At 63.5% G+C, this 20,056-nt stretch carries 15 protein-coding genes; 10 read left to right on the top strand and 5 right to left on the bottom strand.

All coding sequences use genetic code 11. The features are described from left to right. Window positions 1–23 precede the first annotated feature (23 nt). From aceB to ACVOLR_RS07315, 4 genes are all read left to right on the top strand, one after another. Window positions 24–1,667 (top strand): malate synthase A, encoded by a 1,644-nt coding sequence (aceB, locus tag ACVOLR_RS07300; protein WP_481535849.1) that lies wholly within the window; start codon window positions 24–26, stop codon window positions 1,665–1,667. Between the two features lie 36 nt (window positions 1,668–1,703). Then, window positions 1,704–3,035, top strand: a complete 1,332-nt coding sequence (aceA, locus tag ACVOLR_RS07305; RefSeq protein WP_481535863.1) for an isocitrate lyase — start codon at window positions 1,704–1,706, stop codon at window positions 3,033–3,035. Window positions 3,036–3,206: 171 nt separating this feature from the next. Next, window positions 3,207–4,244 (top strand): GGDEF domain-containing protein, encoded by a 1,038-nt coding sequence (locus tag ACVOLR_RS07310; protein ID WP_481535850.1) that lies wholly within the window; start codon window positions 3,207–3,209, stop codon window positions 4,242–4,244. A 13-nt stretch (window positions 4,245–4,257) separates the two neighbouring features. Further along, window positions 4,258–6,726 carry a putative peptide modification system cyclase gene (locus tag ACVOLR_RS07315; protein ID WP_481535851.1) on the top strand — a complete coding sequence of 823 codons (2,469 nt, stop codon included), beginning with the start codon at window positions 4,258–4,260 and terminating at the stop codon, window positions 6,724–6,726. Between the two features lie 14 nt (window positions 6,727–6,740). On the opposite strand, the gene ACVOLR_RS07320 is transcribed toward ACVOLR_RS07315, so the two are convergent. Beyond that, window positions 6,741–7,049 carry an NHLP-related RiPP peptide gene (locus tag ACVOLR_RS07320; protein WP_481535852.1) on the bottom strand — a complete coding sequence of 103 codons (309 nt, stop codon included), beginning with the start codon at window positions 7,047–7,049 and terminating at the stop codon, window positions 6,741–6,743. A 169-nt stretch (window positions 7,050–7,218) separates the two neighbouring features. On the opposite strand from ACVOLR_RS07320, the gene ACVOLR_RS07325 reads away from it, so the two are divergent. Then, on the top strand, window positions 7,219–8,388 hold the full coding sequence (locus ACVOLR_RS07325; protein WP_481535853.1) for a putative peptide maturation dehydrogenase: 1,170 nt from the start codon (window positions 7,219–7,221) through the stop codon (window positions 8,386–8,388). A 14-nt stretch (window positions 8,389–8,402) separates the two neighbouring features. Here the strand turns inward: ACVOLR_RS07325 and ACVOLR_RS07330 are convergent, their stop codons facing one another. From ACVOLR_RS07330 to ACVOLR_RS07340, 3 genes are all read right to left on the bottom strand, one after another. Continuing rightward, the gene (locus ACVOLR_RS07330) at window positions 8,403–10,373 is read right to left on the bottom strand and encodes an acetyl/propionyl/methylcrotonyl-CoA carboxylase subunit alpha (protein WP_481535854.1); all 1,971 of its coding nucleotides are present in this window, start codon (window positions 10,371–10,373) and stop codon (window positions 8,403–8,405) included. Between the two features lie 321 nt (window positions 10,374–10,694). Next, the gene (locus ACVOLR_RS07335) at window positions 10,695–12,305 is read right to left on the bottom strand and encodes a carboxyl transferase domain-containing protein (RefSeq protein WP_481535855.1); all 1,611 of its coding nucleotides are present in this window, start codon (window positions 12,303–12,305) and stop codon (window positions 10,695–10,697) included. Window positions 12,306–12,677: 372 nt separating this feature from the next. Beyond that, entirely contained in the window at window positions 12,678–13,841 is a 1,164-nt protein-coding gene (locus ACVOLR_RS07340) for an isovaleryl-CoA dehydrogenase (protein WP_481535856.1), read from the bottom strand. A 143-nt stretch (window positions 13,842–13,984) separates the two neighbouring features. On the opposite strand from ACVOLR_RS07340, the gene ACVOLR_RS07345 reads away from it, so the two are divergent. The 3 genes from ACVOLR_RS07345 to ACVOLR_RS07355 all read left to right on the top strand — a co-directional run bounded on the left by ACVOLR_RS07345 (window position 13,985) and on the right by ACVOLR_RS07355 (window position 17,098). Further along, window positions 13,985–14,602, top strand: coding sequence for a TetR/AcrR family transcriptional regulator (locus ACVOLR_RS07345; protein WP_481535857.1), 618 nt, complete (start codon window positions 13,985–13,987; stop codon window positions 14,600–14,602). Between the two features lie 136 nt (window positions 14,603–14,738). Then, on the top strand, window positions 14,739–15,257 hold the full coding sequence (locus tag ACVOLR_RS07350) for a c-type cytochrome (RefSeq protein ID WP_481530376.1): 519 nt from the start codon (window positions 14,739–14,741) through the stop codon (window positions 15,255–15,257). 107 nt (window positions 15,258–15,364) lie between these two features. Beyond that, window positions 15,365–17,098: an ExeM/NucH family extracellular endonuclease gene (locus ACVOLR_RS07355; RefSeq protein ID WP_481535858.1), complete on the top strand. Its 1,734-nt coding sequence runs from the start codon at window positions 15,365–15,367 to the stop codon at window positions 17,096–17,098. 153 nt (window positions 17,099–17,251) lie between these two features. On the opposite strand, the gene ACVOLR_RS07360 is transcribed toward ACVOLR_RS07355, so the two are convergent. Continuing rightward, entirely contained in the window at window positions 17,252–18,112 is an 861-nt protein-coding gene (locus tag ACVOLR_RS07360) for an EamA family transporter (protein ID WP_481535859.1), read from the bottom strand. A gap of 62 nt (window positions 18,113–18,174) precedes the next feature. On the opposite strand from ACVOLR_RS07360, the gene ACVOLR_RS07365 reads away from it, so the two are divergent. Then, the gene (locus tag ACVOLR_RS07365; protein ID WP_481535860.1) at window positions 18,175–18,846 is read left to right on the top strand and encodes an alpha/beta hydrolase; all 672 of its coding nucleotides are present in this window, start codon (window positions 18,175–18,177) and stop codon (window positions 18,844–18,846) included. 2 nt (window positions 18,847–18,848) lie between these two features. After that, window positions 18,849–19,943 carry a cell division protein ZapE gene (gene zapE / locus ACVOLR_RS07370; protein ID WP_481535861.1) on the top strand — a complete coding sequence of 365 codons (1,095 nt, stop codon included), beginning with the start codon at window positions 18,849–18,851 and terminating at the stop codon, window positions 19,941–19,943. The last annotated feature ends 113 nt before the right edge of the window (window positions 19,944–20,056 follow it).

Here is a 20,056-nt window from a genome sequence, read left to right on the forward strand (position 1 = left end):
CCCGACATACGCAGGTACCTCCGATGTCCGCCGTCGCCCACGCAGTCGCTACCCCGCAGTCCGCCCCCCGCCCGACCCCGGGCATCACCCTGACCACCCAGCTGGCCGGCCAGTCCGCGCTGCTGCCGGCCGGCGTGTTGGGCCTGCTCGTATCGCTGCATCGTGCGGTCGAGCCGGGCCGGCAGGTGCGGCTGGCTGCCCGCCGTGAGCGCCAGGCCTTCTTCGACCAGGGCGGGTTGCCGGATTTCCGTGCCGATACCCGCGCCATCCGTGAAGAGGACTGGAGCGTGGCGCCAATCCCGGCCGCGCTGCAGGACCGTCGTGTCGAGATCACCGGCCCGACCGACCCGAAGATGGTCATCAACGCGCTGAACTCCGGCGCCAAGGTGTTCATGGCCGACTTCGAGGATTCGACCTCGCCGACCTGGCGCAATGTGCTGGCCGGCCAGCAGACGATGAAGGCAGCGGTGCGCGGCGATCTGGATTTCACCGCGCCGGCCACCGCCAAGGGCCCGGGCAAGCACTACACGCTGCGCCCGGCCGACGAACAGGCGGTGCTGATCGTGCGTCCGCGTGGCTGGCATCTGGATGAGAAGCACGTGCTGGTCGATGGCCAGCCGATTGCCGGCGGACTGTTCGATGCGGCGCTGTTCGCCTTCCACAACGCGCAGACCTTGATGGACAAGGATCGCGGCCCGTACTTCTACCTGCCCAAGCTGCAGTCGATGGAAGAGGCGGCGCTGTGGGAGACCGCGCTGTCGCACATCGAAGGCATGCTGTGCCTGCCGCATGGACAGATCAAGGTCACCGTGCTGATCGAGACGCTACCGGCGGTGTTCGAGATGGATGAGATCCTGTACGTGCTGCGCGATCGCATCGTCGGCCTGAACTGCGGGCGCTGGGACTACATCTTTTCCTATCTGAAGACCTTCCGCCGCCACGCCGACAAGGTGCTGCCCGAGCGCGGCCAGGTGACGATGACCCAGCCGTTCCTGAAGGCGTATTCGGAATTGCTGATCAAGACCTGCCATCGCCGAGGCGCGCATGCGATGGGTGGCATGGCCGCGCAGATCCCGATCAACAACGATGCCGCCGCCAACGAGCAGGCGATGGCACGGGTGCGCGCCGACAAGCTGCGCGAAGTCACCGCTGGCCACGACGGCACCTGGGTGGCGCACCCGGCGCTGATTCCGGTGGCGCGCGCCATCTTCGACGAGCACATGTCCGGTCCCAATCAGCATCACGTGCTGCGCCGCGACGTGCAGGCCAACCGCGATGAATTGATCGCGCCCTGCAGCGGCACGGTTACCCGCGCCGGTTTCGAGAACAACGTCGAAGTCTGCGTGCGTTACCTGGCCGCCTGGCTGGATGGCAATGGCTGCGTGCCCATCCACAACCTGATGGAAGACGCCGCCACCGCCGAGATCAGCCGCAGCCAGATCTGGCAGTGGCTGCATGCCGGCAACCAGCATCTGGACGACGGCACCGCGATTGATTTCGCGCTGCTCGCCAGCACCCTGCGCGCCTTGCCGGCGCGCTTGGGCGACACCTCCGCACTGCCCGGTGGCAGCCGCATCACCCAGGCCATCGGCCTGCTTGACCAGCTCAGCCGCGCCGACGAGCTGACCGACTTCCTGACCTTGCCTGCCTACCGGCAGATCGATTGACCCTTCCCCCTACGCACTGGATTCGAGGACGACATGATGAGCAGCTACCAGCAACAGATCGACGCCCTGCAGCATGACTGGGATACCAATCCGCGTTGGAAGGGTTTGAAGCGCACTTACAGCGCTGCCGACGTGGTGCGCCTGCGCGGCAGCGTGCAGCCGGAACACACCTTGGCCAAGCGCGGTGCCGAGCGCCTGTGGGAACTGGTCAATGGCGCTTCGAAGAAGGGCTACGTCAACGCCTTCGGTGCGATCAGCGCCGGCCAGGCGATGCAGCAGGCCAAGGCCGGGCTGGAGGCGGTATACCTGTCCGGCTGGCAGGTGGCCGCCGACGGCAATACCTCCGAAACCATGTACCCGGACCAGTCGCTGTACGCCTACGACTCGGTGCCGACCATGGTCCGCCGCATCAACAACACCTTCCAGCGCGCCGACGAGATCCAGTGGAAGAACATCATCGACGGCAAGGTCAAGGCCGAGGATGCGATCGACTTCTTCCTGCCCATCGTTGCTGATGGCGAGGCCGGCTTCGGCGGCGTGTTGAATGCCTATGAGCTGATGAAGAACATGATCGTCGCTGGTGCCGCTGCGGTGCATTTTGAGGACCAGCTGGCGGCGGTGAAGAAGTGCGGCCACATGGGCGGCAAGGTGCTGGTGCCGACCCAGGAAGCGATCCAGAAGCTGTCCGCCGCGCGCTTGGCGGCAGATGTGCTGGGCGTGCCGACCATCGTGCTGGCGCGTACCGATGCCGAGGCCGCCAACCTGCTGACCAGCGACTTCGACCCGAACGACACCCCGTTCATCACCGGCCAGCGCACCGCCGAGGGCTTCTACAAGGTCAAGAATGGCCTGGAGCAGGCGATCAGCCGCGGCGTCGCCTACGCTCCGCACGCCGACCTGGTGTGGTGCGAGACCGGCACCCCGGACCTGGGCTTCGCCCGCGAGTTCGCCCAGGCCGTGCATGCCGCCAGCCCCGGCAAGCTGCTGTCCTACAACTGCTCGCCCTCGTTCAACTGGAAGAAAAACCTGGACGACAAGACCATCGCCAGGTTCCAGGACGAGCTGGCCGCGCTGGGCTACAAGTACCAGTTCATCACCCTGGCCGGCATCCACATCAACTGGTTCAACACCTTCAAGTTCGCCCACGACTACGCCCGGGGTGAAGGCATGCGCCACTACGTGGAGCAGGTGCAGGAGCCGGAATTCGCCGCCCGCGACAAGGGTTACACCTTCGTCTCGCACCAACAGGAGGTGGGCGCAGGCTACTTCGACGATGTGACCACGGTGATCCAGGGTGGCGCCTCCAGCGTGACCGCGCTGACCGGCTCCACCGAAGAGGAGCAGTTTCAGACTGAAGTGGCTGCCTGAGGGCGCTGACAAGGTCGTTTTAAAGGGGCTCTTACGAGCCCCTTCTTTTTTTTGGGCATGGCCCAGCATCAAACGGTGTAGGGGGTCACAAAACCGATAATTTTGATGATAGGCTCGCGAGATTACTCGTCTGACATGGACGAGCAGTCCATGAGGCAGGGAATGAGCGGCATGGGAACAGGGGGTTTGGCACTGGAGTCTGAACTTTCCGTCGCTACGTCGGCGGGAAGCGCGGTGCTGCGTGCGCAATTGTCAGCGGTGGAATTTGCACTGTTTGCCCAGTACGGCGTTCGCCGCACACTGCAGGCCGACCAGGTGCTGTTCCGCTGTGGCGATCTGGGCAGCTCGATGTTCATCATCGTAAGCGGCACTGTCAGCCTGGATTTCGGTACCGGTCTGGCGCCCAAGCCGATGGGCAGCAACGACTTCTTTGGCGAGCTTGGCCTGCTGATCGAGCGCCACCCGCGTTCCTGCGATGCGCGCGCAAACTGCGACAGCGTGCTGCTGGAAATCACCCATGCCAACTTCCATCGCCTGATCGACCAGGATCCGGCGATGGTGGTGTTCTTCCTGCGCCGTACCTTGTCGCGGGTGGTCTCCAGTGAGCAACGCCTGATCGCACAGCTCAGTCGCCGTAATCATGAGCTGGAAACCGCGCTGGGCAATCTCTACAGCGCCAACCATGAGTTGCACCACACCCGCGAGCTGGTCTACAGCGATGACCTGACCGGGCTCAGCAACCGCCGCGCGCTTACCGCCTACCTGCAGAAAGCGCATCGCTCCGGTCATCGGCCGCAGGGGCTGCTGTTACTGGATTGCGACGACTTCAAGGGGCTGAATGACTCTTACGGTCATCTTGCCGGCGACCACGCGCTGCAGTGCTTCGGTCGCATTCTCGCCTCGGTGACCGGCAAGGACGATATCGCCTGCCGTCTTGGCGGCGACGAGTTCTGCGTATTGCTGATGAAAGCGGACGCGCAGAGCCTGCCGCGCACCGCTGATTTCGTGCTGGAAGCGATGCGCCATCTGATCGCCTATCCCGGTGCAACGGTCGGCGCCTGCTCGCTTAGCGTAGGCATGGTGTTGATCGATGAGGACCATCATTGGAACGACGCCTATTCGCGCGCTGATCAGGCGCTGTACTTGGCAAAGCGCGAAGGCGGTAATCGCGCGCAATGGTTCCTGGAGCAGTCCGGTGACCACGACTAGCCCGGCATAACACATGACGAGCGAGACTGACGCGCTCTCTTCTGATCGCCAGCTGAAGACGCTGGTGCTCACCGATCTTTGTGACTCGGTGGAGCTGACGGCACGGATTGGCGACGCGGCAGCCGCTGAGCTGTTCCGCGCCTTGGACGTGCGCGCGCTGCAGCTGTTGCAGCGTTGGAAAGGGCGTCTGATCGATCGCTCCGATGGCATGTTCCTGCTGTTCGACGTGCCTACCCAAGGCCTGGGTTTTGCCTTGGACTACCTGGATGCGCTGGCCGAGATCGGCGAGCAGCGCAAGCTGCCGCTGCAGGCGCGGATTGGCATCCATGTAGGCGACGTGCTGTTCTGGCGCAACGATGAGGATGCAGTTGCTGCTGGCGCCAAGCCAGTGGATGTGGAAGGCGTGGCCAAGCCCACCGCGGCCCGCTTGATGGCGTTGGCGCGCCCGAATCAGATTCTGCTGTCATCAGTCGCCGAAGCGCTGTTGCGCCCAAGCCAGCGTGAGCTGGGCGAACGCGGAGCGAACCTGCAATGGAAGTCGCACGGTCGCTGGTATTTCAAGGGCCTGCCGACGCCGCAGGAAGTGTTTGAGATAGGCGCAGCGGGCAGTGCTCCACTGCGCATGCCGGCCCGTTCGAACAAAGCGTGGCGGCGTCTACCGCTATGGCGGCGACCGGCGGCGTTGGTCGCTGAGTTGCTGCTGGTGGTCGCTGTGGGCGCAGTGGCGTGGGTATTGGTACGCCCTGAGCCAGCTATCGCTTTTGTCGAGCGTGATTGGGTGGTGGTTGGCGACTTCAGCAACCAGACCGGCAATCTGGTGCTGGACGATGCATTGCAGCAGGCGCTGCGTATCAGTCTCGAGCAATCTCGCCATGTGAATGTCATCAGTGACCTGAAGGTGCGTGAGACCCTGCGGCAGATGCGCAGGGATCCGGCCAAGCCGCTGGATCGCGACACAGCCAAGGAGGTCGCCATCCGCGATGGCGCGCGGGCCGTGATCATGCCTGGTGTGCTGGAGTTGCACGGAAAGCTGCGCATCATCATGGAAGTGCTGGATCCCGAGTCCGGCAGGGTTGTGTACTCCGCATATGCGGACGGTGATGGGCTGGATTCGGCCTTGGGTTCCTTGGATAAGGTTGCAGCTGCCATTCGACTGAAGCTTGGTGAGGCAAACGATGAGCTGGGACGCACGTCCTTGCCGTTGCCTCGGGTCGCCACCAGCAATCTGGATGCCCTGCACGCCTACGCGATGGGCGTGGATGCCTATGCGGAAAACAGGCACGATGATGCGCTGGCCTATCTGGAGCAGGCAGAGCACCTTGATCCGGATTTCGCAGCGGCCTATCTGGCGCAGATGCGAATCGCATACTCGCAGGGCAATAACATCCGCGCGCGTGAGCTTCTCGCAGAAGCGCTTGCGCACCGCGATGACCTGACGCCGCGCGAAGGCTTGTACCTGGACGCGTGGGCTGCCGAGATCAATGGTGCAGGTGCCGCAGAGAGTTCCTATAAGTGGAAGTTGCTGGGTGATCTGTACCCTGACTATCACGCAGCCTATTCCAATCGCTCCCATGCATTGTTCACCCTTGGTCTCTACCCGGAAGCCGAGCGTGCGGCGCACGGGGCGGTGGTGGTACAGAACTCGCTGCGCCTTCTTGCGCAGCGCCAACTCGCGCGAACGCAGCTTGCACAGAACAAGCTCGATGACGCCAAGCGGAATTTCCTGGAGATAAGGGCGTCTGACGAACGCTATAACGACAGTGAGCTTGCGGCCACGTTGGCGGCGCAGGACGATTTTGTAGGAGCTCGGGCGGTTCTCGATGCCCTGCCGCATGATGACTTGGCCGGCTGGCTGCAGCGCATAGCGATCAATGTGGATGCGGGGAGGCCGGGAGAAGCGCTCGCCGAGGCGCGGACAGGTTCAAGCCAGTGCAAGGTCCAAGGCCATGTCTGCAGTGTGTTCCGGTTGCAGGAGCTTGCAGTTCTGCCCGAGACGGGCTCGCCAGTAGCCGATGCAGTATTTGAAAAGGAACTGCAGCGTCTGCAGCAACAAACGATCCAGGCCGATGGTGTTGACAGGGTTGAGTGGATGTTCATGACGGCATCGACTCTCTACCTGGCACAGCGGGCAGGCCATCAGGCGTTGGTGGCATCGTGGTTGCCGCGCCTGGATGACTTGCTCAAACGCATAAACGACCCCCGCAGCCGCCAGCTTGTGCAACTGCTATACGCGGGCCAGGAAGTTGATGGGCTGCGTATCGAAGAGGCAGTGGCGCGCCTGAAAAAACAGGTGGATGGATCGGAACTACTTCAGCTTCATGTAGTACTTGCGAGCCTGTACACCAAGCTTGGCAGGCCGGAGCTGGCCGAGGCTGAGCGCCAGTGGCTGGCGCGTCAGCGCGGGCTTTCCTATGCGGAGAACTCTGGCACGTACGCGCTCAAGGCGCGTAACGTGGCAGACGTGCGGCAAGCACGTCGGTGATTGGCACGACGCCCTTAGATCTGTGGTTTGCGCTGTAGCGAGCTGTCGATTTCGCCCGAGACAAAGCAATGCGGGGTGTAGAAGGATGCGTTCGCGGCCAGATGGCCAAGCAGTGCGTCGCGCGAGCGCGTGAACTCCTCCTTGCTCGCCAGCGGACCGGTGGTTTCGCAGGCGCTGCTTGATGCGGCAGCGGCAGCGCTGATCTGCAGCAGTGCCTGGGACGGGCTTTTTGCGAACAAGTCGCGGAATGCATCGTCGGTGCTGAGCAGGTCCAGAAGCTTTACCGCGTCTTCTTGCGAGAGAGGACTTTTTTCGTTACTCATGGCATTCGATCCAGAAGGTAGTTTTGGGGATCAGCCACGGATGATGGCTGAGTATGCTCGGTCAACATAGCGGTAAAAGGCGCGATAACTTTAGCGGCCTTTGCAAGGACGGATTGCCTCCATATTGTTTCACGTCCGCTAGAATTTCCCTTTTCGCAAGAAGCACTGCATGTCCTCCACCGTGGCTTTGGTCCGTCGCTGCAAACACCTTTTCATCGAGCCAAGGCGGGTGGATCGCTTCAGCTTGGACGATGTCCTGGCTGGTCGCGCTGGCATGGTGTCACGTAGCTGTTGGATGGCCTTGGCTCCGCATTTGTCCGAGGGAGTTGAAGTGTCGCTGGAGGCGGTGCAGATCCTGGGAGAATTTGACGCAGATGTCTGGGTGGAAGTTGCGCTGCCGTTGAGTTCGCCACAGCTTGAGCTGCTTGAGAAGGGATTGCTGTTCAGCGACCGTGACAAAGGTAGCCTTGCCCGTTCGGATGAGCGGATCCGGGAGCTTGGCTGGTGGGGACCTGCAGCGATGACGCATTGGCAGGCGCGCTGGGAAGGGCAGGATAGCGTCGCTGCAATTGATTCGGTGGGCATCCAGACAGCGGCTGGGCTGCGCCAGCGCTTTGGTGCGCCGCCGCCACCAACGGTAGCACCGGAAGGCCCCACGCTCATGTTGCCACGTGAGCCTGAGGACGAGCTTGATCGGCGTCTGCAGATGCGTTGCACCTGCCGCAACTTCGATGTTTCAAAGCCGCTGCCAATGGCAGCTTTCTCACGCTTGATGGGGCGTTGCTTCGCTGCGACCGGTAGCTATCGGTTGGATGAGCAGAGCGTATTCCTGAAAAGAAACGCGCCTTCAGCAGGTGGGTTGCACCCCACTGAAAGCTATCTCATCGTGCAGAACGTTGAAGGGATGCTTCCCGGCTTGTATCACTACCATCCGATCGAGCATGCACTCACGTTGATGTCTGATGCAGCGCAGCTTCCGGTGGATATCACAGCGCAGTTCGTGGCAGGCCAGCATTGGTTCGCCAATGCACACGTGATGATCGTGCTTGCCCCGCGTTTTGATCGCCTGCACTGGAAATACAGGGGCCATGCCAAAGCCTACCGTGCCGTGACACTGGATGTCGGCCATCTCTCGCAACTGCTGCTGAGCTGCGCGACCGAGATGGGGCTCGGCGCCTATGTAACCGCGGCGATCAATGAAAAGGAGATCGAACAGACCTTGGGGTTCGATCCAATGGCGCAGAGCCCGTTGGCAATCTGCGGCTTTGGATGGCGCGCGGAGGTGATGGAAACCACCGAATTCGACCCTGCGCAGGCGGTCTGGGAGTCGGTGGGCTGAGGTGCGGCGGGCAATCAGCCCGCCTCGAAATCCACCAGTACCGCGCCATCGGCCACTTGATCACCGGCCTTGGCGCGGAAACCATGCACGGTACCGTCGGCCGGCGCCTGCAAGGTGTGCTCCATCTTCATTGCCTCCATCACCAGCAGCGGCGTACCGCGGCTGACGGTGGTGCCGGGTTGCACAAGCAAGGTGACGACGCGGCCTGGCATCGGTGCCAGCAGGCTGCCGCCGTGGTCGCTGCTGTTTTCGGCTTCGGCGACCGGGTCGTGGATGTGGAAGCGTTGCTGCTGTTCATTGCCGAAGACGTACAGCGTATTGCCTTCGCGGATCGCGTTGCCGCGCTGCAGACGTTGGCCCAGCTGCAGGGTGTAACCAGCGCTGCTGGTCTTCCCTGTCACGGCGATCGATGCGTCGCCGACCTGCACCTGCCAGCCGTTGGCGCTGTCGCGAACCTCCAGCTGCCTGCGCTGATCCAGGTGTTCCAGCGTCACCAAGCGTGCGGCCGGGCCAGTAAGGCGCCAGCTGTCTGCGATTGCCCACGGTGATGCATCATTGTCGTGCGTAGCTTCGTTGGCTACGGCAAGCACGCCGGCCAGCGCCCAGTCATTGTCACTGGCTGCAACGTGATGGATATCCAGCGCTTCACGCTCGCGTTCGATCAGCGCGGTATCGAGATTGGCGGTGCGGAACGAGTCGGTCAGTACCAGTCGACGCAGGAAGGCGGCATTGGTGGTCACGCCGACGACCTGGCACTGCGCCAAGGCCTGTTGCATGCGCTGCAGGGCGCTGGCACGGTCCACATCCCAGACGATCAGCTTGGCGATCATCGGGTCGTAGTACGGGGTGATTGCATCGCCTTGCTCGACACCGGCGTCCACGCGCACATTGGCACTGGGCTGTGGCAGGCGCAGATGGCGCAGTGTGCCGGTGGAAGGCAGGAAGCCGCGGTCGGCGTCTTCGGCGTATAGCCGTGCCTCGATGGCGTGGCCGTGGATCTGCAGCTGTTCCTGCGTCTTCGGCATCGGCTGGCCAGCGGCCACGCGCAGCTGCCATTCGACCAGATCGGTACCGGTGATCAGCTCGGTGACTGGGTGTTCGACCTGCAGGCGGGTATTCATTTCCATGAAGTAGAAATCGCCATCCGGCCCAGCGATGAACTCCACCGTGCCGGCGCCGACGTAACCAACCGCGCGCGCGGCGTCGGTGGCGGCCTTGCCCATCGCAGCGCGACGTTCGGCAGTCATGCCAGGCGCAGGTGCTTCTTCCAAGACCTTCTGATGGCGGCGCTGCACGGAGCAGTCTCGCTCGAACAGATAGACCACGTTGCCGTGGCTGTCACCGAACACCTGGATCTCGATATGGCGCGGACGCTCGACGTACTTCTCCACCAGCACATGGGCATTACCGAACGAAGCCTGCGCCTCGCGCTGGCAGCTGGCCAACGCAGCCTCGAAATCAGCACTGGCCTCAACCTTGCGCATGCCCTTGCCGCCGCCACCCGCACTGGCCTTGATCAGCACCGGATAACCAATCGCATCGGCCTGCGCGCGCAGAAACTCCGGCTCCTGCCGCTCGCCGTGATAACCCGGTGTTAGAGGCACGTTCGCAGTCTGCATCAGCGCCTTGGCCGAACTTTTGTCACCCATCGCATCGATGGCACTGGCCGGCGGCCCGATGAAGACGATGCCCGCAGCATCACAGGCACGCGCGAAGCCAGCGTTCTCGGAAAGAAAGCCATAACCCGGATGGATGGCCTGCGCACCACTACGCCGCGCGGCTTCGAGAATGACCTCGGCGCGCAGATAACTCTCGGCAGCCGGCGCGGCACCGATATGGATAGCTTCGTCAGCAAGACGCACGTGCCGCGCATTGCGATCTGCATCGGAGTACACCGCGACGGTAGCGATGCCAAGACGACGGCAGGTAGCAATAACGCGGCAGGCAATTTCACCGCGATTGGCGATCAGGATCTTGTTGAACATGGTGTTCCCCGCTGCATGCCGAAGTTGACGGTTTTGCTGTTGATTTGGATTTTCAGGGCCCCGTAGAGCGCGGCAGGCTGGATGGACGAATACCCGAAGGGCGACGCGCAGGACGCGCGTCGTTTTTCGACGGTACATGGATGTGCCGTCGAAAAATGTCCAGCCAGACTGCGGACCCGAGCCGCGTAGCGGGTCGGGCGTGCGTCCGGGTGTGCTTTCTTTTGGTTACTTGTTCTTTGCACAAGCAAAGAAAAGTGACTCGCGCTCCGAAGGAGCGTGAAAGCCTTTGCTGTTGCTACTGCTGCTGCGGCGTTCACGCCATCACATCCGGAACACGCCAAACCGCGTGTCCTGCGCCGGCGCATTGAGACTGGCAGCCAAAGCCAGCCCAAGCACCCGCCGCGTATCCGCCGGATCAATCACACCGTCATCCCACAAGCGCGCACTCGCGTAATACGGATGACCCTGCAACTCGAACTGATCACGGATCGGCTGCTTGAACGCATCTTCCTCTTCGGCCGACCACGCACCACCCTTGGCCTCGATACCATCACGCTTGACCGTGGCCAACACACTGGCCGCCTGCTCACCGCCCATCACCCCGATGCGCGCATTCGGCCACATCCACAGGAAGTGCGGCGAGTAGGCCCGCCCGCACATGCCGTAGTTGCCGGCACCGAACGAACCACCGATCACCACCGTGTACTTCGGCACACGTGCATTGGCCACCGCCATGACGAGCTTTGCACCATCCTTGGCGATACCGCCATGCTCGTACTTGCGGCCAACCATGAAGCCGGTGATGTTCTGCAGGAACAGCAGCGGGATATTGCGCTGGCAGCACAGCTCGATGAAGTGCGCGCCTTTCAGCGCTGACTCCGAGAACAGGATGCCGTTGTTGGCGATGATGCCGACCGGATGGCCATGCACATGCGCGAAGCCGGTGACCAGGGTATTGCCGTAGCGCGGCTTGAACTCATCCAAGCGTGAGCCATCGACGATGCGCGCGATCACCTCGCGCACATCGTAGGGCTTGCGCGTATCGGCTGGAATCACGCCGTAAAGCTCATGCGCATCAAGCAACGGCGCCTCGCTGGCCTGCAAGGCGACGCCGGCATCGGGCTTGCGCCAGTTCAAGTTGGCGATGATGGAGCGCACCCGTGCCAACGCCTGCAGATCGTTGTCGGCCATATGGTCGGCAACGCCGGAGATGCGCGTATGCACATCGGCACCGCCCAGTTCTTCGGCACTCACCACTTCGCCGGTTGCGGCCTTCACCAACGGCGGGCCGCCGAGGAAGATGGTGCCCTGTTCCTTGACGATGACGGTTTCATCGCTCATCGCCGGCACATAGGCGCCGCCCGCCGTGCAGCTGCCCATCACGCAGGCGATCTGCGGAATACCCTGCGCCGACAGATTGGCCTGGTTGTAGAAGATGCGGCCGAAATGATCGCGGTCCGGGAAGACCTCATCCTGCAGCGGCAGGAAAGCGCCGCCGGAGTCGACCAGATAGATGCAGGGCAGGCGGTTCTGCTGGGCGATTTCCTGCGCACGCAGATGCTTCTTCACCGTCACCGGGTAATAGGTGCCGCCCTTGACCGTGGCATCGTTGGCGACGATCAGGCATTCCACCCCGGAGACGCGGCCGATGCCAGCAACCATGCCAGCGCCGGGCACAGGATCGGCATACATGCCATGCGCGGCCAGCGGTGCGACTTCCAGGAACGGGCTGCCGGGATCGAGCAGGGCGTCTATGCGCTCGCGCACCAGCAGCTTGCCGCGTGCACTGTGCTTGGCCCGCGCTGCGTCACTGCCGCCGCGTGCGGTGGCTGCGAGCGTTGCGCGCAGATCATCGACCTGGGCCTGCATCGCGGCGCGGTTGGCTTCGAAGCTGTCACTGCCGGGTTGCAGCTGGGAGGTGATTACGGTCATGGCCGAAGTCCTGGATTCTGGAGCTGGTCTGCGCGCGGAAACATGGCAGCAGGGCTGTTGCTTTTGCTGTTGCTTTGCTGTTGCTTTGCTCTTGCTTTGCTCTTGCTTGGCTTTTGCTTGGCTTTTTGCTTTTGCCGTTGCTTTGCTCTGCTGTTGCGTCCCTTCTCCCGCCTGCGAGAGAAGGTGCCCCGTAGGGGCGGATGAGGGGAGCTTTTAAAGCATTGGGTCTGCTTGCTAGGAGCTGCCCTCACCCCAACCCCCGCTCCGCGCCCCGGCCCTTGCGCTGGCGCAAGGTCGTTCGACGGGCAGCGAACCAGTGGTTCGCAAGCTGCCCCTCTCACCCCGCAAGCGGGAGAGGGGCTTAAGCGGCATTTATGCGGTCTTCTGGAACAACTCCCGCCCAATCAACATGCGGCGGATTTCCGAAGTGCCCGCACCAATCTCATACAACTTGGCATCACGCCACAAGCGCCCGGCTGGGTATTCGTTGATATAGCCATTGCCACCAAGGATCTGAATCGCTTCACCGGCTGCCCAGGTCGCCTTCTCGGCCGAGTACAGGATCGCGCCAGCCGCATCCTGACGCGTGGTGCGGCCCTGGTCGCAGGCCTTGGCCACCGCATAGACATAGGCGCGGCAGGCATTGAGGCCGACGTACATATCGGCCAGCTTGGCCTGGATCAACTGGAAGGTGCCGATTGCTTCGCCGAACTGCTTGCGCTCATGTACGTACGGCAAAACCACATCCAGCGCGGCCGACATCAAACCGAGCGGACCGCCGGACAACACCACACGCTCGTAGTCCAAACCGGACATCAACACTTTGACGCCGCCGCCAACGCTGCCCAGCACGTTCTCTACCGGCACTTCGCAGTCCTGGAACACCAGCTCGCAGGTGTTGGACGAACGCATGCCGAGCTTGTCCAGCTTCTGCGCGGTGGAGAAGCCCTTCATGCCCTTTTCGATGATGAAGGCGGTGATGCCGCGCGAACCGGCATTGGCGTCGGTCTTGGCATAGACGATCAGCACGTCGGCATCGGGGCCATTGGTGATCCACATCTTGTTGCCGTTGAGCACGTAGTGGTCACCACGCAGGTCGGCGCGCAGCTTCATCGACACCACGTCAGAACCTGCACCCGGCTCGCTCATCGCCAGCGCGCCGACGTGTTCGCCGCTGCACAGCTTGGGCAGGTACTTGTGCTTCTGTGCTTCGCTGGCGTTCTTGCGCAGCTGGTTGAGGCACAGGTTGGAATGCGCGCCGTAGGACAGGCCGATACCGCCGGAGGCGCGCGAGATCTCTTCCATCGCCACCACATGCGCCAGGTAACCCATACCGCTGCCGCCGTATTCTTCTTCCACGGTCATGCCCAGCAGGCCCTGTTCGCCAAGCTGGCGCCAGAGCTGGTTGGGGAAGTGGTTGCTGGCGTCGGCTTCGGCGGCCAGCGGCGCGATATGGGCGGCGGCAAACTGCGCCACGCTTTCGCGCAGCATGTCGATTTCTTCGCCCAGATCAAAATTCAGGGTGGGGACGTGCATGGCTGGCTCCGGTACTGCATGGCGATAAGGGGCGCACCGGGTGGGAGGACGGGCGGGCCGTCGGCACGGGCGTTTGCGCGCAGCCTAGCGGCTCCCGGGAAAAAAGTGAATACAAATTCAAAAATTGAACATAGAATCAACAAATGGCTTACAAGCGCTCGGAATTGATGGAAAAACGGCTTGCGGGCAACCGCGAGCGGATCCTGGTCGCGGCCCGCCGGCTGGTCGCCGCAGGCGGTTACCGCAATGCGCCGATCACCGCCGTGGCGGCCGAGGCGGGGGTGTCGACCGGGCTGATCTACCGGCATTTCCCCTCCAAGGCCGAGCTGTTCGTGGAGGTGCTGACCTTCGCTGTCGAGCACGAGCTGGAGATCCTTGCCGCCATTGCCGATGAGCCCTTGCCGGCGCCGCAGCGGCTGCAGCTGGCGGTGGCCTCATTCGTGCGTCGTGCCATGGCCGGTCCCGGCCTGGCCTATGCCTTCATCGCCGAGCCGGTGGACCCGGAAGTGGAGGCCGAGCGCATCCGCTGCCGGCGCCTGTTCGGTGATGTGTTCAAGCGCATCCTCGAAGACGGCGTGCGCGCTGGCGAGCTGCCAGCGCAGGATCTGGACATCAGCGCGGCCTGCATCGTCGGTGCCTTCACTGAAGCCCTGGTCGGGCCGACCGCGCCCAGCCGCGATGGCCTGCGCGATGGCGAACATCTGGTCAGCGCGATCAGTGCGCTGTGCCTGCGCGCAGCCGGTGCGTCGCTGCCGCACTGAGTGCTGTAACCACCTTGGGATGCTGCAATGCCGCACTTTTGCGCGTGTTCATGGGCATTGCGGGAGCGGGCGGACGCTGGTCTATACTCGCCCAGCAGCTGCTGGTCCACCGACAACTCGCCCGGGGTGATGAGACGTGCGGAATTACGACCTTGAGTTTCTGAAACGCTTTTCCATCGTGATCGCCATCCTGGCCATCATCACGATTGGCTTGATCATCTTCGCGTCCTACCTGCAGCACGTCATTCCCAAAGAAGTGTCGCCGACCGCGACCAAGCGCATCGAGGAACGCATTGCACCCATCGGTGCGGTGTATGCCGGCGCGACCGGTGCGTCGGCGCAGGCTGCCGCCTCCGCTGCGGCTGCAGCCGCTGCAGCCGCCAGCGGTGCCTACGGTGGCACCTTGGACGGCAAGACCATCTTCGACAGCCTCTGCACCGCCTGCCACACCACCGGCGTGGGCAACGCGCCGACCTTGGACCACAGTCACTGGGACAAGCGCCTGGCGCAGGGCAAGGACACCCTCTACAAGCACGCCATCGAGGGCTATACCGGCCCGGACGGCGGCATCATGCCGCCCAAGGGTGGCAATGCCGGGCTCAGCGAGGAGCAGATCCACGCCACCGTGGATTGGATGCTGGCCAATCTGAAATAGAAAGCCGCCAGACTCACGCAGCTGGCAATAGACCCGATTGCTGCAGAATAGCCGGCGCCGCCCCACCAGGGCGGCGCTTTGTGTTTCCGTCTTCCCGGAGTGCGTCCATGCGTTGTACCCCTAGCTTGCTTGCCCTGGCCTTGGCTGCCGCCTGTTCCGGCGCGGCGCTGGCTGCCCCCTCCAAGCCCGTCGTACTGCCGATCGGCAGCGTGCAGGGCTCGGCAGACCACAGCCCGTATGCGGGCAAGACCGTCACCATCGAGGGCGCGGTGACCGCCGATATGCGTGACGGCCTGGGCGGCATCTTCGTGCAGGACGCAGGTGATGGCGATGTCGCCACTTCCGACGCCTTGTTCGTGCGCCTGCCCAAGGAGCAGGCCGTACAGGTTGGCCAGTGGCTGCGCATCACCGGGACGGTCGAGGAGCAGGCCGCTGGCAAGAGCGAGCAGGGCCTGACCACGCTGCAGGTGCAGACCGTCAGCCCGGCCGCAGCGCGGCCGTTGCCGGCGCCGCTGGTGTTGACCGATGTACCGGCCAACTGGGAAGCATTGGAAGGCATGCAGGTGCGGATTCCGAGCGGCCTGACCGTGGCCGGGCAGGATCAACTGTCGCGCTATGGCGAACTGACCGCTGCCTTCGGTGGCCGCCTATGGCAGCCCAGCGAAGTGGCCGCCGCCGGCAGCCCCGAACAAGCTGCAGTGATCGCCGACAACAACCGCCGTCGCCTGCGTCTGGACGATGCCAGCGGCAAGCGCGATCCGGGCGCGGTGCCCTATCTGGCTGCGGACCAGCTGCTGCGCAGCGGCGCGCAGCTGCGCGACGTGCAGGGCATCGTCGACCAGCGTTTCGATGGCGGCTATCGCCTGCAGCTGACCGCACCGGTGGTCGTGGATGCCGAGCGTCCGCAGCAGCCACCGACCGTGGCCGGCGGCCTGCGCATCGCCGCCTTCAATCTGGAGAATTACTTCAACGGCGACGGCAAGGGCGGTGGCTATCCGACCCTGCGTGGCGCCAAGACCGCCGAGCAGCAGGCAGCACAGCAGGCCAAGCTGATCACCACCATCGGCAGCCTCAACGCCGACGTCGCCGCGCTGATGGAGCTGGAGAACGACGGCTACGGCCCGGGCTCGGCAATCGACCAGCTGGTGCGCGCACTCAATGCCGCGCAGGGCAAGGATGGTGACTGGCGCTTCGTCGATGCCGGCAAGGGCCCGGGCGACAACCCGATCCGGGTCGGCATCATCTACCGCGCGTCAAAGGTGAGCCCGGTCGGCAAGCCGGCGGTGCTGGAGCGCGAGCCGTTTGGCGAACGCAGCCGCGTACCGCTGGCGCAGGCCTTCCGCATGGGCCGCAAGGGCACCCCGTTCGTGGTGGTGGCCAACCATTTCAAGTCCAAGGGCTGCTCGGAAGCGAGCGGTGACAATGCCGATCGCAATGACGGCCAGGGCTGCTGGAACGCGACCCGCGTGGAATCGGCCAAGCTGCTGCACAGCTGGCTGCAGGAAGATCCGACCGACACCGGCAGCCGTGACGCGGTGCTGCTGGGCGACTTCAACGCCTATGCGATGGAAGACCCGATCCGTACCTTGAATGCTGATGGCTGGCAGGACGCGTTCAAGGTTGCCGGCGTGCAGCAGCCTTACAGCTACGTCTACAACGGCATGACCGGTCGTCTGGATCACGCCTTGCTCAGCCCGGGCATGGCCGCGCGGCTGAAGGGCGCGGCCGAGTGGCATATCAATGCCGATGAGGCGGACGAGATTGGTTATCAGGGCCGCAATGTGCCGGGGCCGTGGCGCAGCTCGGACCATGATCCGTTGTTGCTGGGGTTTGAGCCGTAAGGTGAGGGCTAGAAGCTAGAAGCTTAAGAGCACCCCTCCCCAACCCTCCCCTTGCCTGCGGCAAAGGGAGGGGGCAGTTTTTCTCCCTCCCTTTCGCGCAGCGAAGGGCCGGGGAGGGGGGCCTTTGCTTTTGCTAAAAGCCAGCAGAAAACCTCAAAACGTCCCGCGCGCGATCAAGCCAATCGCCACCACCGCCAGCGCCAGACCCACCCGGTTCCACACGCTGGTCTTCTCACCGAACATCAGCACGCCAACCAGCGCACCCAGGCACACAACACCAATATTCATTCCGGCAAAAATCGTCGCCGGGCTATGCGGCAGTGCCTGGTGCGCACGCACGTAAAACAGAATGTTGCCGAAGTTGAGCAGCCCGAGCAGCAGGCCAAAGCCGAGATTGCCCAGCGTCAGCCGGCTGTTGCCACTGAAATGCCGCTGCAGCTGCCACACAAGCATCAGCACGAAGGCGATGCCGAAGCTCACCAGCAGGGCCGCGATGGACGGCGTGCCGGCCGCTGCAACTTGCTTGAGCAGGATGTCGATCAAGGCAAAGCCGGCCCAGACCCCGAGCAGCCAGCCCCAGCTGGAGCGCGAACGCTCTGCGGTACCGCCATCGCGCGCGGTCACACCGACGATGGCCAACAAGCCCAGCCCCAACCCAGCCAGCTTCCAGCCATTGGCCTGTTCGCCGAACAGCAGGAAGGCGGCGGCCAGCGACAACAACAAGGAAAGACGCTGGGCCACGTCGCTGCGTACGATGCCGGCCTCGCGCACCGCGCGGGCCAGCACCAGGAAGATGCCGGGCAGGGCCACGGCCAGTCCGAGCAGCGCCAGCCACGGCGTATGCCCGCTCTGCAGTGACTGCAGCGACGGCTTGAGCAACAACAGCGACAGCACGCTGGCGGCGAGGTAGTTCCAGGTCACCGCCTGGGCGATATCGACACCACGACGCGGTGCCAGTTTCAGCAGCACCGATACCAGAACACTGCAGATCACACTCAGGACAAGGAAATGCATGGATTTGGGCAGTTGTGAAGGGCGGGCGTGAAGCCGCCGGACGGGGCCGCTATTATGGCCGTATGCAAACTCTCCCATTCCCCCACGAATCGGCGACGCTGATGTTGGACGGCCCGGCCGGTCCGCTGGAAGTCGGCGTCGACCTGCCTGATGGCGAGTCCGCCGCGCGTCCGATCATCGCCGTCATCTGCCATCCGCTGTCCATCGAGGGCGGCAGCATGCACAACAAGGTGGTGACCATGGTCTCGCGCGCGCTGCGCGACCTCGGCATTACCACCGTGCGCTTCAATTTCCGCAGCGTCGGAGCTTCGGTTGGTACCTACGACAACGGTGAAGGCGAAGCCGACGACCTGCGCGCGGTGGTCAACTGGGTGCGCAGCGAACGCCCGGACGCCGCGCTGTGGCTGGCCGGTTTCAGCTTCGGTGCCTATGTAACGCTGCGTGCTGCCGGCCAGCTGCAGCCACAGGCCCTGATCTCGATCGCACCGCCGATTGGCCGCCGCACCTGGGATTTCTCCGAAGTACAGCCGCCGGCCAACTGGCTGGTAGTGCAGGGCGATGCTGACGAAGTGGTCGACGCACAGGGCGTGTACCAGTGGCTGGAATCGCTGCCGAATCCGCCGCAGCTGGTGCGCATGCCGGATACCTCGCATTTCTTCCATCGCAAGCTGATCGATCTGCGTGGCGCCATCCAGCATGAAGTGCGGCGCTGGCTGCCCGACGGCAGTAACTGAGCATGGATGCACTGACTCCCTCACAACGCTACGCCGCCGGCGTAGCCCGCGGCGATTGGCGCGACGATGTTGCCCAGCATGCCGCGCTGGCCGAGTTGGATCGCATCCATCTGGCCATTGTCGACAGTGCGCAGGACGGCTGGCTTGATCGTTTGTCGGCGTTCTGGAAGAAGCCCGAGCCGGTAAAGGGCCTGTATTTCTGGGGCGGCGTCGGCCGCGGCAAGACCTTCCTGGTCGATCTGTTCTACGACGGCCTGCCGATCGAGCAGAAGTACCGCACCCACTTCCACCGCTTCATGCGCGGCATCCACGAACAGCTGCACCTGCATCAGGGGCAGAGCGATCCGCTGGCCAAGATCGCCCAGCAGTGGCGCGACAAGCTGCGGGTACTGGTGCTGGATGAGTTTTTCGTCACCGATATCGGCGATGCGATGTTGCTGGGACGCCTGCTGGAGCGGCTGTTCGCCGAAGGTGTGACCCTGGTGACCACCTCCAATACGGCGGTGGAGAACCTCTACCTCAACGGCCTGCAACGTGACAGCTTCCTGCCAGCAATTGCCCTGCTGGAGAAGTACTGCGTCGAACTGTATGCCGAAGGCACCGAGGATTACCGCATGCGCGCGCTGACCCGCTCGCCGGTTTACCGCGCGCCGCTCGATGGTGAGAGTGATGCGTGGCTGGCCGGGCGCTGGAAGGAGCTGAGCGGTGCCGAAGAAGCGCGCGGCGGCAACATCCAGATCGAGGGGCGCAAGATCCCGGTGCGTGGTCGCGGCAAGAGTATTGCCTGGTTTGATTTCGCTGCACTGTGCGAAGGCCCGCGCGGGCCGGCGGACTACATCGAGATCGCCCGCGAGTTCACCACTGTGCTGCTGGGTGGCATCCCGCATTTCGATCGTCTCAACGAAGATGCCGCGCGCCGCTTCGTCAATCTGATCGATGAGCTGTACGACCGCCAGGTCAACCTGGTCTGCACCGCCCAGGACGCACCGCCGCTGCTGTACAGCGGCACCCGCCTGGCCGGCGCCTTCGAGCGCACCGCCAGCCGTCTGATCGAGATGCAGAGCGCCGAGTACCTGGGCACCGCGCACAGGAATTGATGCCATTGGTAGTGCCGAGCCATGCTCGGCAGGGGCATTCCCAGCAATGCCAATGTAGTGCCGAGCCATGCTCGGCAAGAGGGATTGCCGGTAGAGCCCCTGCCGAGCATGGC

The sequence above is a fragment of the Stenotrophomonas sp. STEN030 genome, assembly GCF_056759995.1.

What these genes read in the sequence shown, in the direction of transcription:
- aceB (WP_481535849.1), top strand. Translation starts at nt 24, where the DNA reads ATGTCCGCCGTCGCCCACGCAGTCGCTACCCCGCAGTCCGCCCCCCGC.
- aceA (WP_481535863.1), top strand. Translation starts at nt 1,704, where the DNA reads ATGAGCAGCTACCAGCAACAGATCGACGCCCTGCAGCATGACTGGGAT.
- ACVOLR_RS07310 (WP_481535850.1), top strand. Translation starts at nt 3,207, where the DNA reads ATGGGAACAGGGGGTTTGGCACTGGAGTCTGAACTTTCCGTCGCTACG.
- ACVOLR_RS07315 (WP_481535851.1), top strand. Translation starts at nt 4,258, where the DNA reads ATGACGAGCGAGACTGACGCGCTCTCTTCTGATCGCCAGCTGAAGACG.
- ACVOLR_RS07320 (WP_481535852.1), bottom strand. Translation starts at nt 7,049, where the DNA reads ATGAGTAACGAAAAAAGTCCTCTCTCGCAAGAAGACGCGGTAAAGCTT.
- ACVOLR_RS07325 (WP_481535853.1), top strand. Translation starts at nt 7,219, where the DNA reads ATGTCCTCCACCGTGGCTTTGGTCCGTCGCTGCAAACACCTTTTCATC.
- ACVOLR_RS07330 (WP_481535854.1), bottom strand. Translation starts at nt 10,373, where the DNA reads ATGTTCAACAAGATCCTGATCGCCAATCGCGGTGAAATTGCCTGCCGC.
- ACVOLR_RS07335 (WP_481535855.1), bottom strand. Translation starts at nt 12,305, where the DNA reads ATGACCGTAATCACCTCCCAGCTGCAACCCGGCAGTGACAGCTTCGAA.
- ACVOLR_RS07340 (WP_481535856.1), bottom strand. Translation starts at nt 13,841, where the DNA reads ATGCACGTCCCCACCCTGAATTTTGATCTGGGCGAAGAAATCGACATG.
- ACVOLR_RS07345 (WP_481535857.1), top strand. Translation starts at nt 13,985, where the DNA reads ATGGCTTACAAGCGCTCGGAATTGATGGAAAAACGGCTTGCGGGCAAC.
- ACVOLR_RS07355 (WP_481535858.1), top strand. Translation starts at nt 15,365, where the DNA reads ATGCGTTGTACCCCTAGCTTGCTTGCCCTGGCCTTGGCTGCCGCCTGT.
- ACVOLR_RS07360 (WP_481535859.1), bottom strand. Translation starts at nt 18,112, where the DNA reads ATGCATTTCCTTGTCCTGAGTGTGATCTGCAGTGTTCTGGTATCGGTG.
- ACVOLR_RS07365 (WP_481535860.1), top strand. Translation starts at nt 18,175, where the DNA reads ATGCAAACTCTCCCATTCCCCCACGAATCGGCGACGCTGATGTTGGAC.
- zapE (WP_481535861.1), top strand. Translation starts at nt 18,849, where the DNA reads ATGGATGCACTGACTCCCTCACAACGCTACGCCGCCGGCGTAGCCCGC.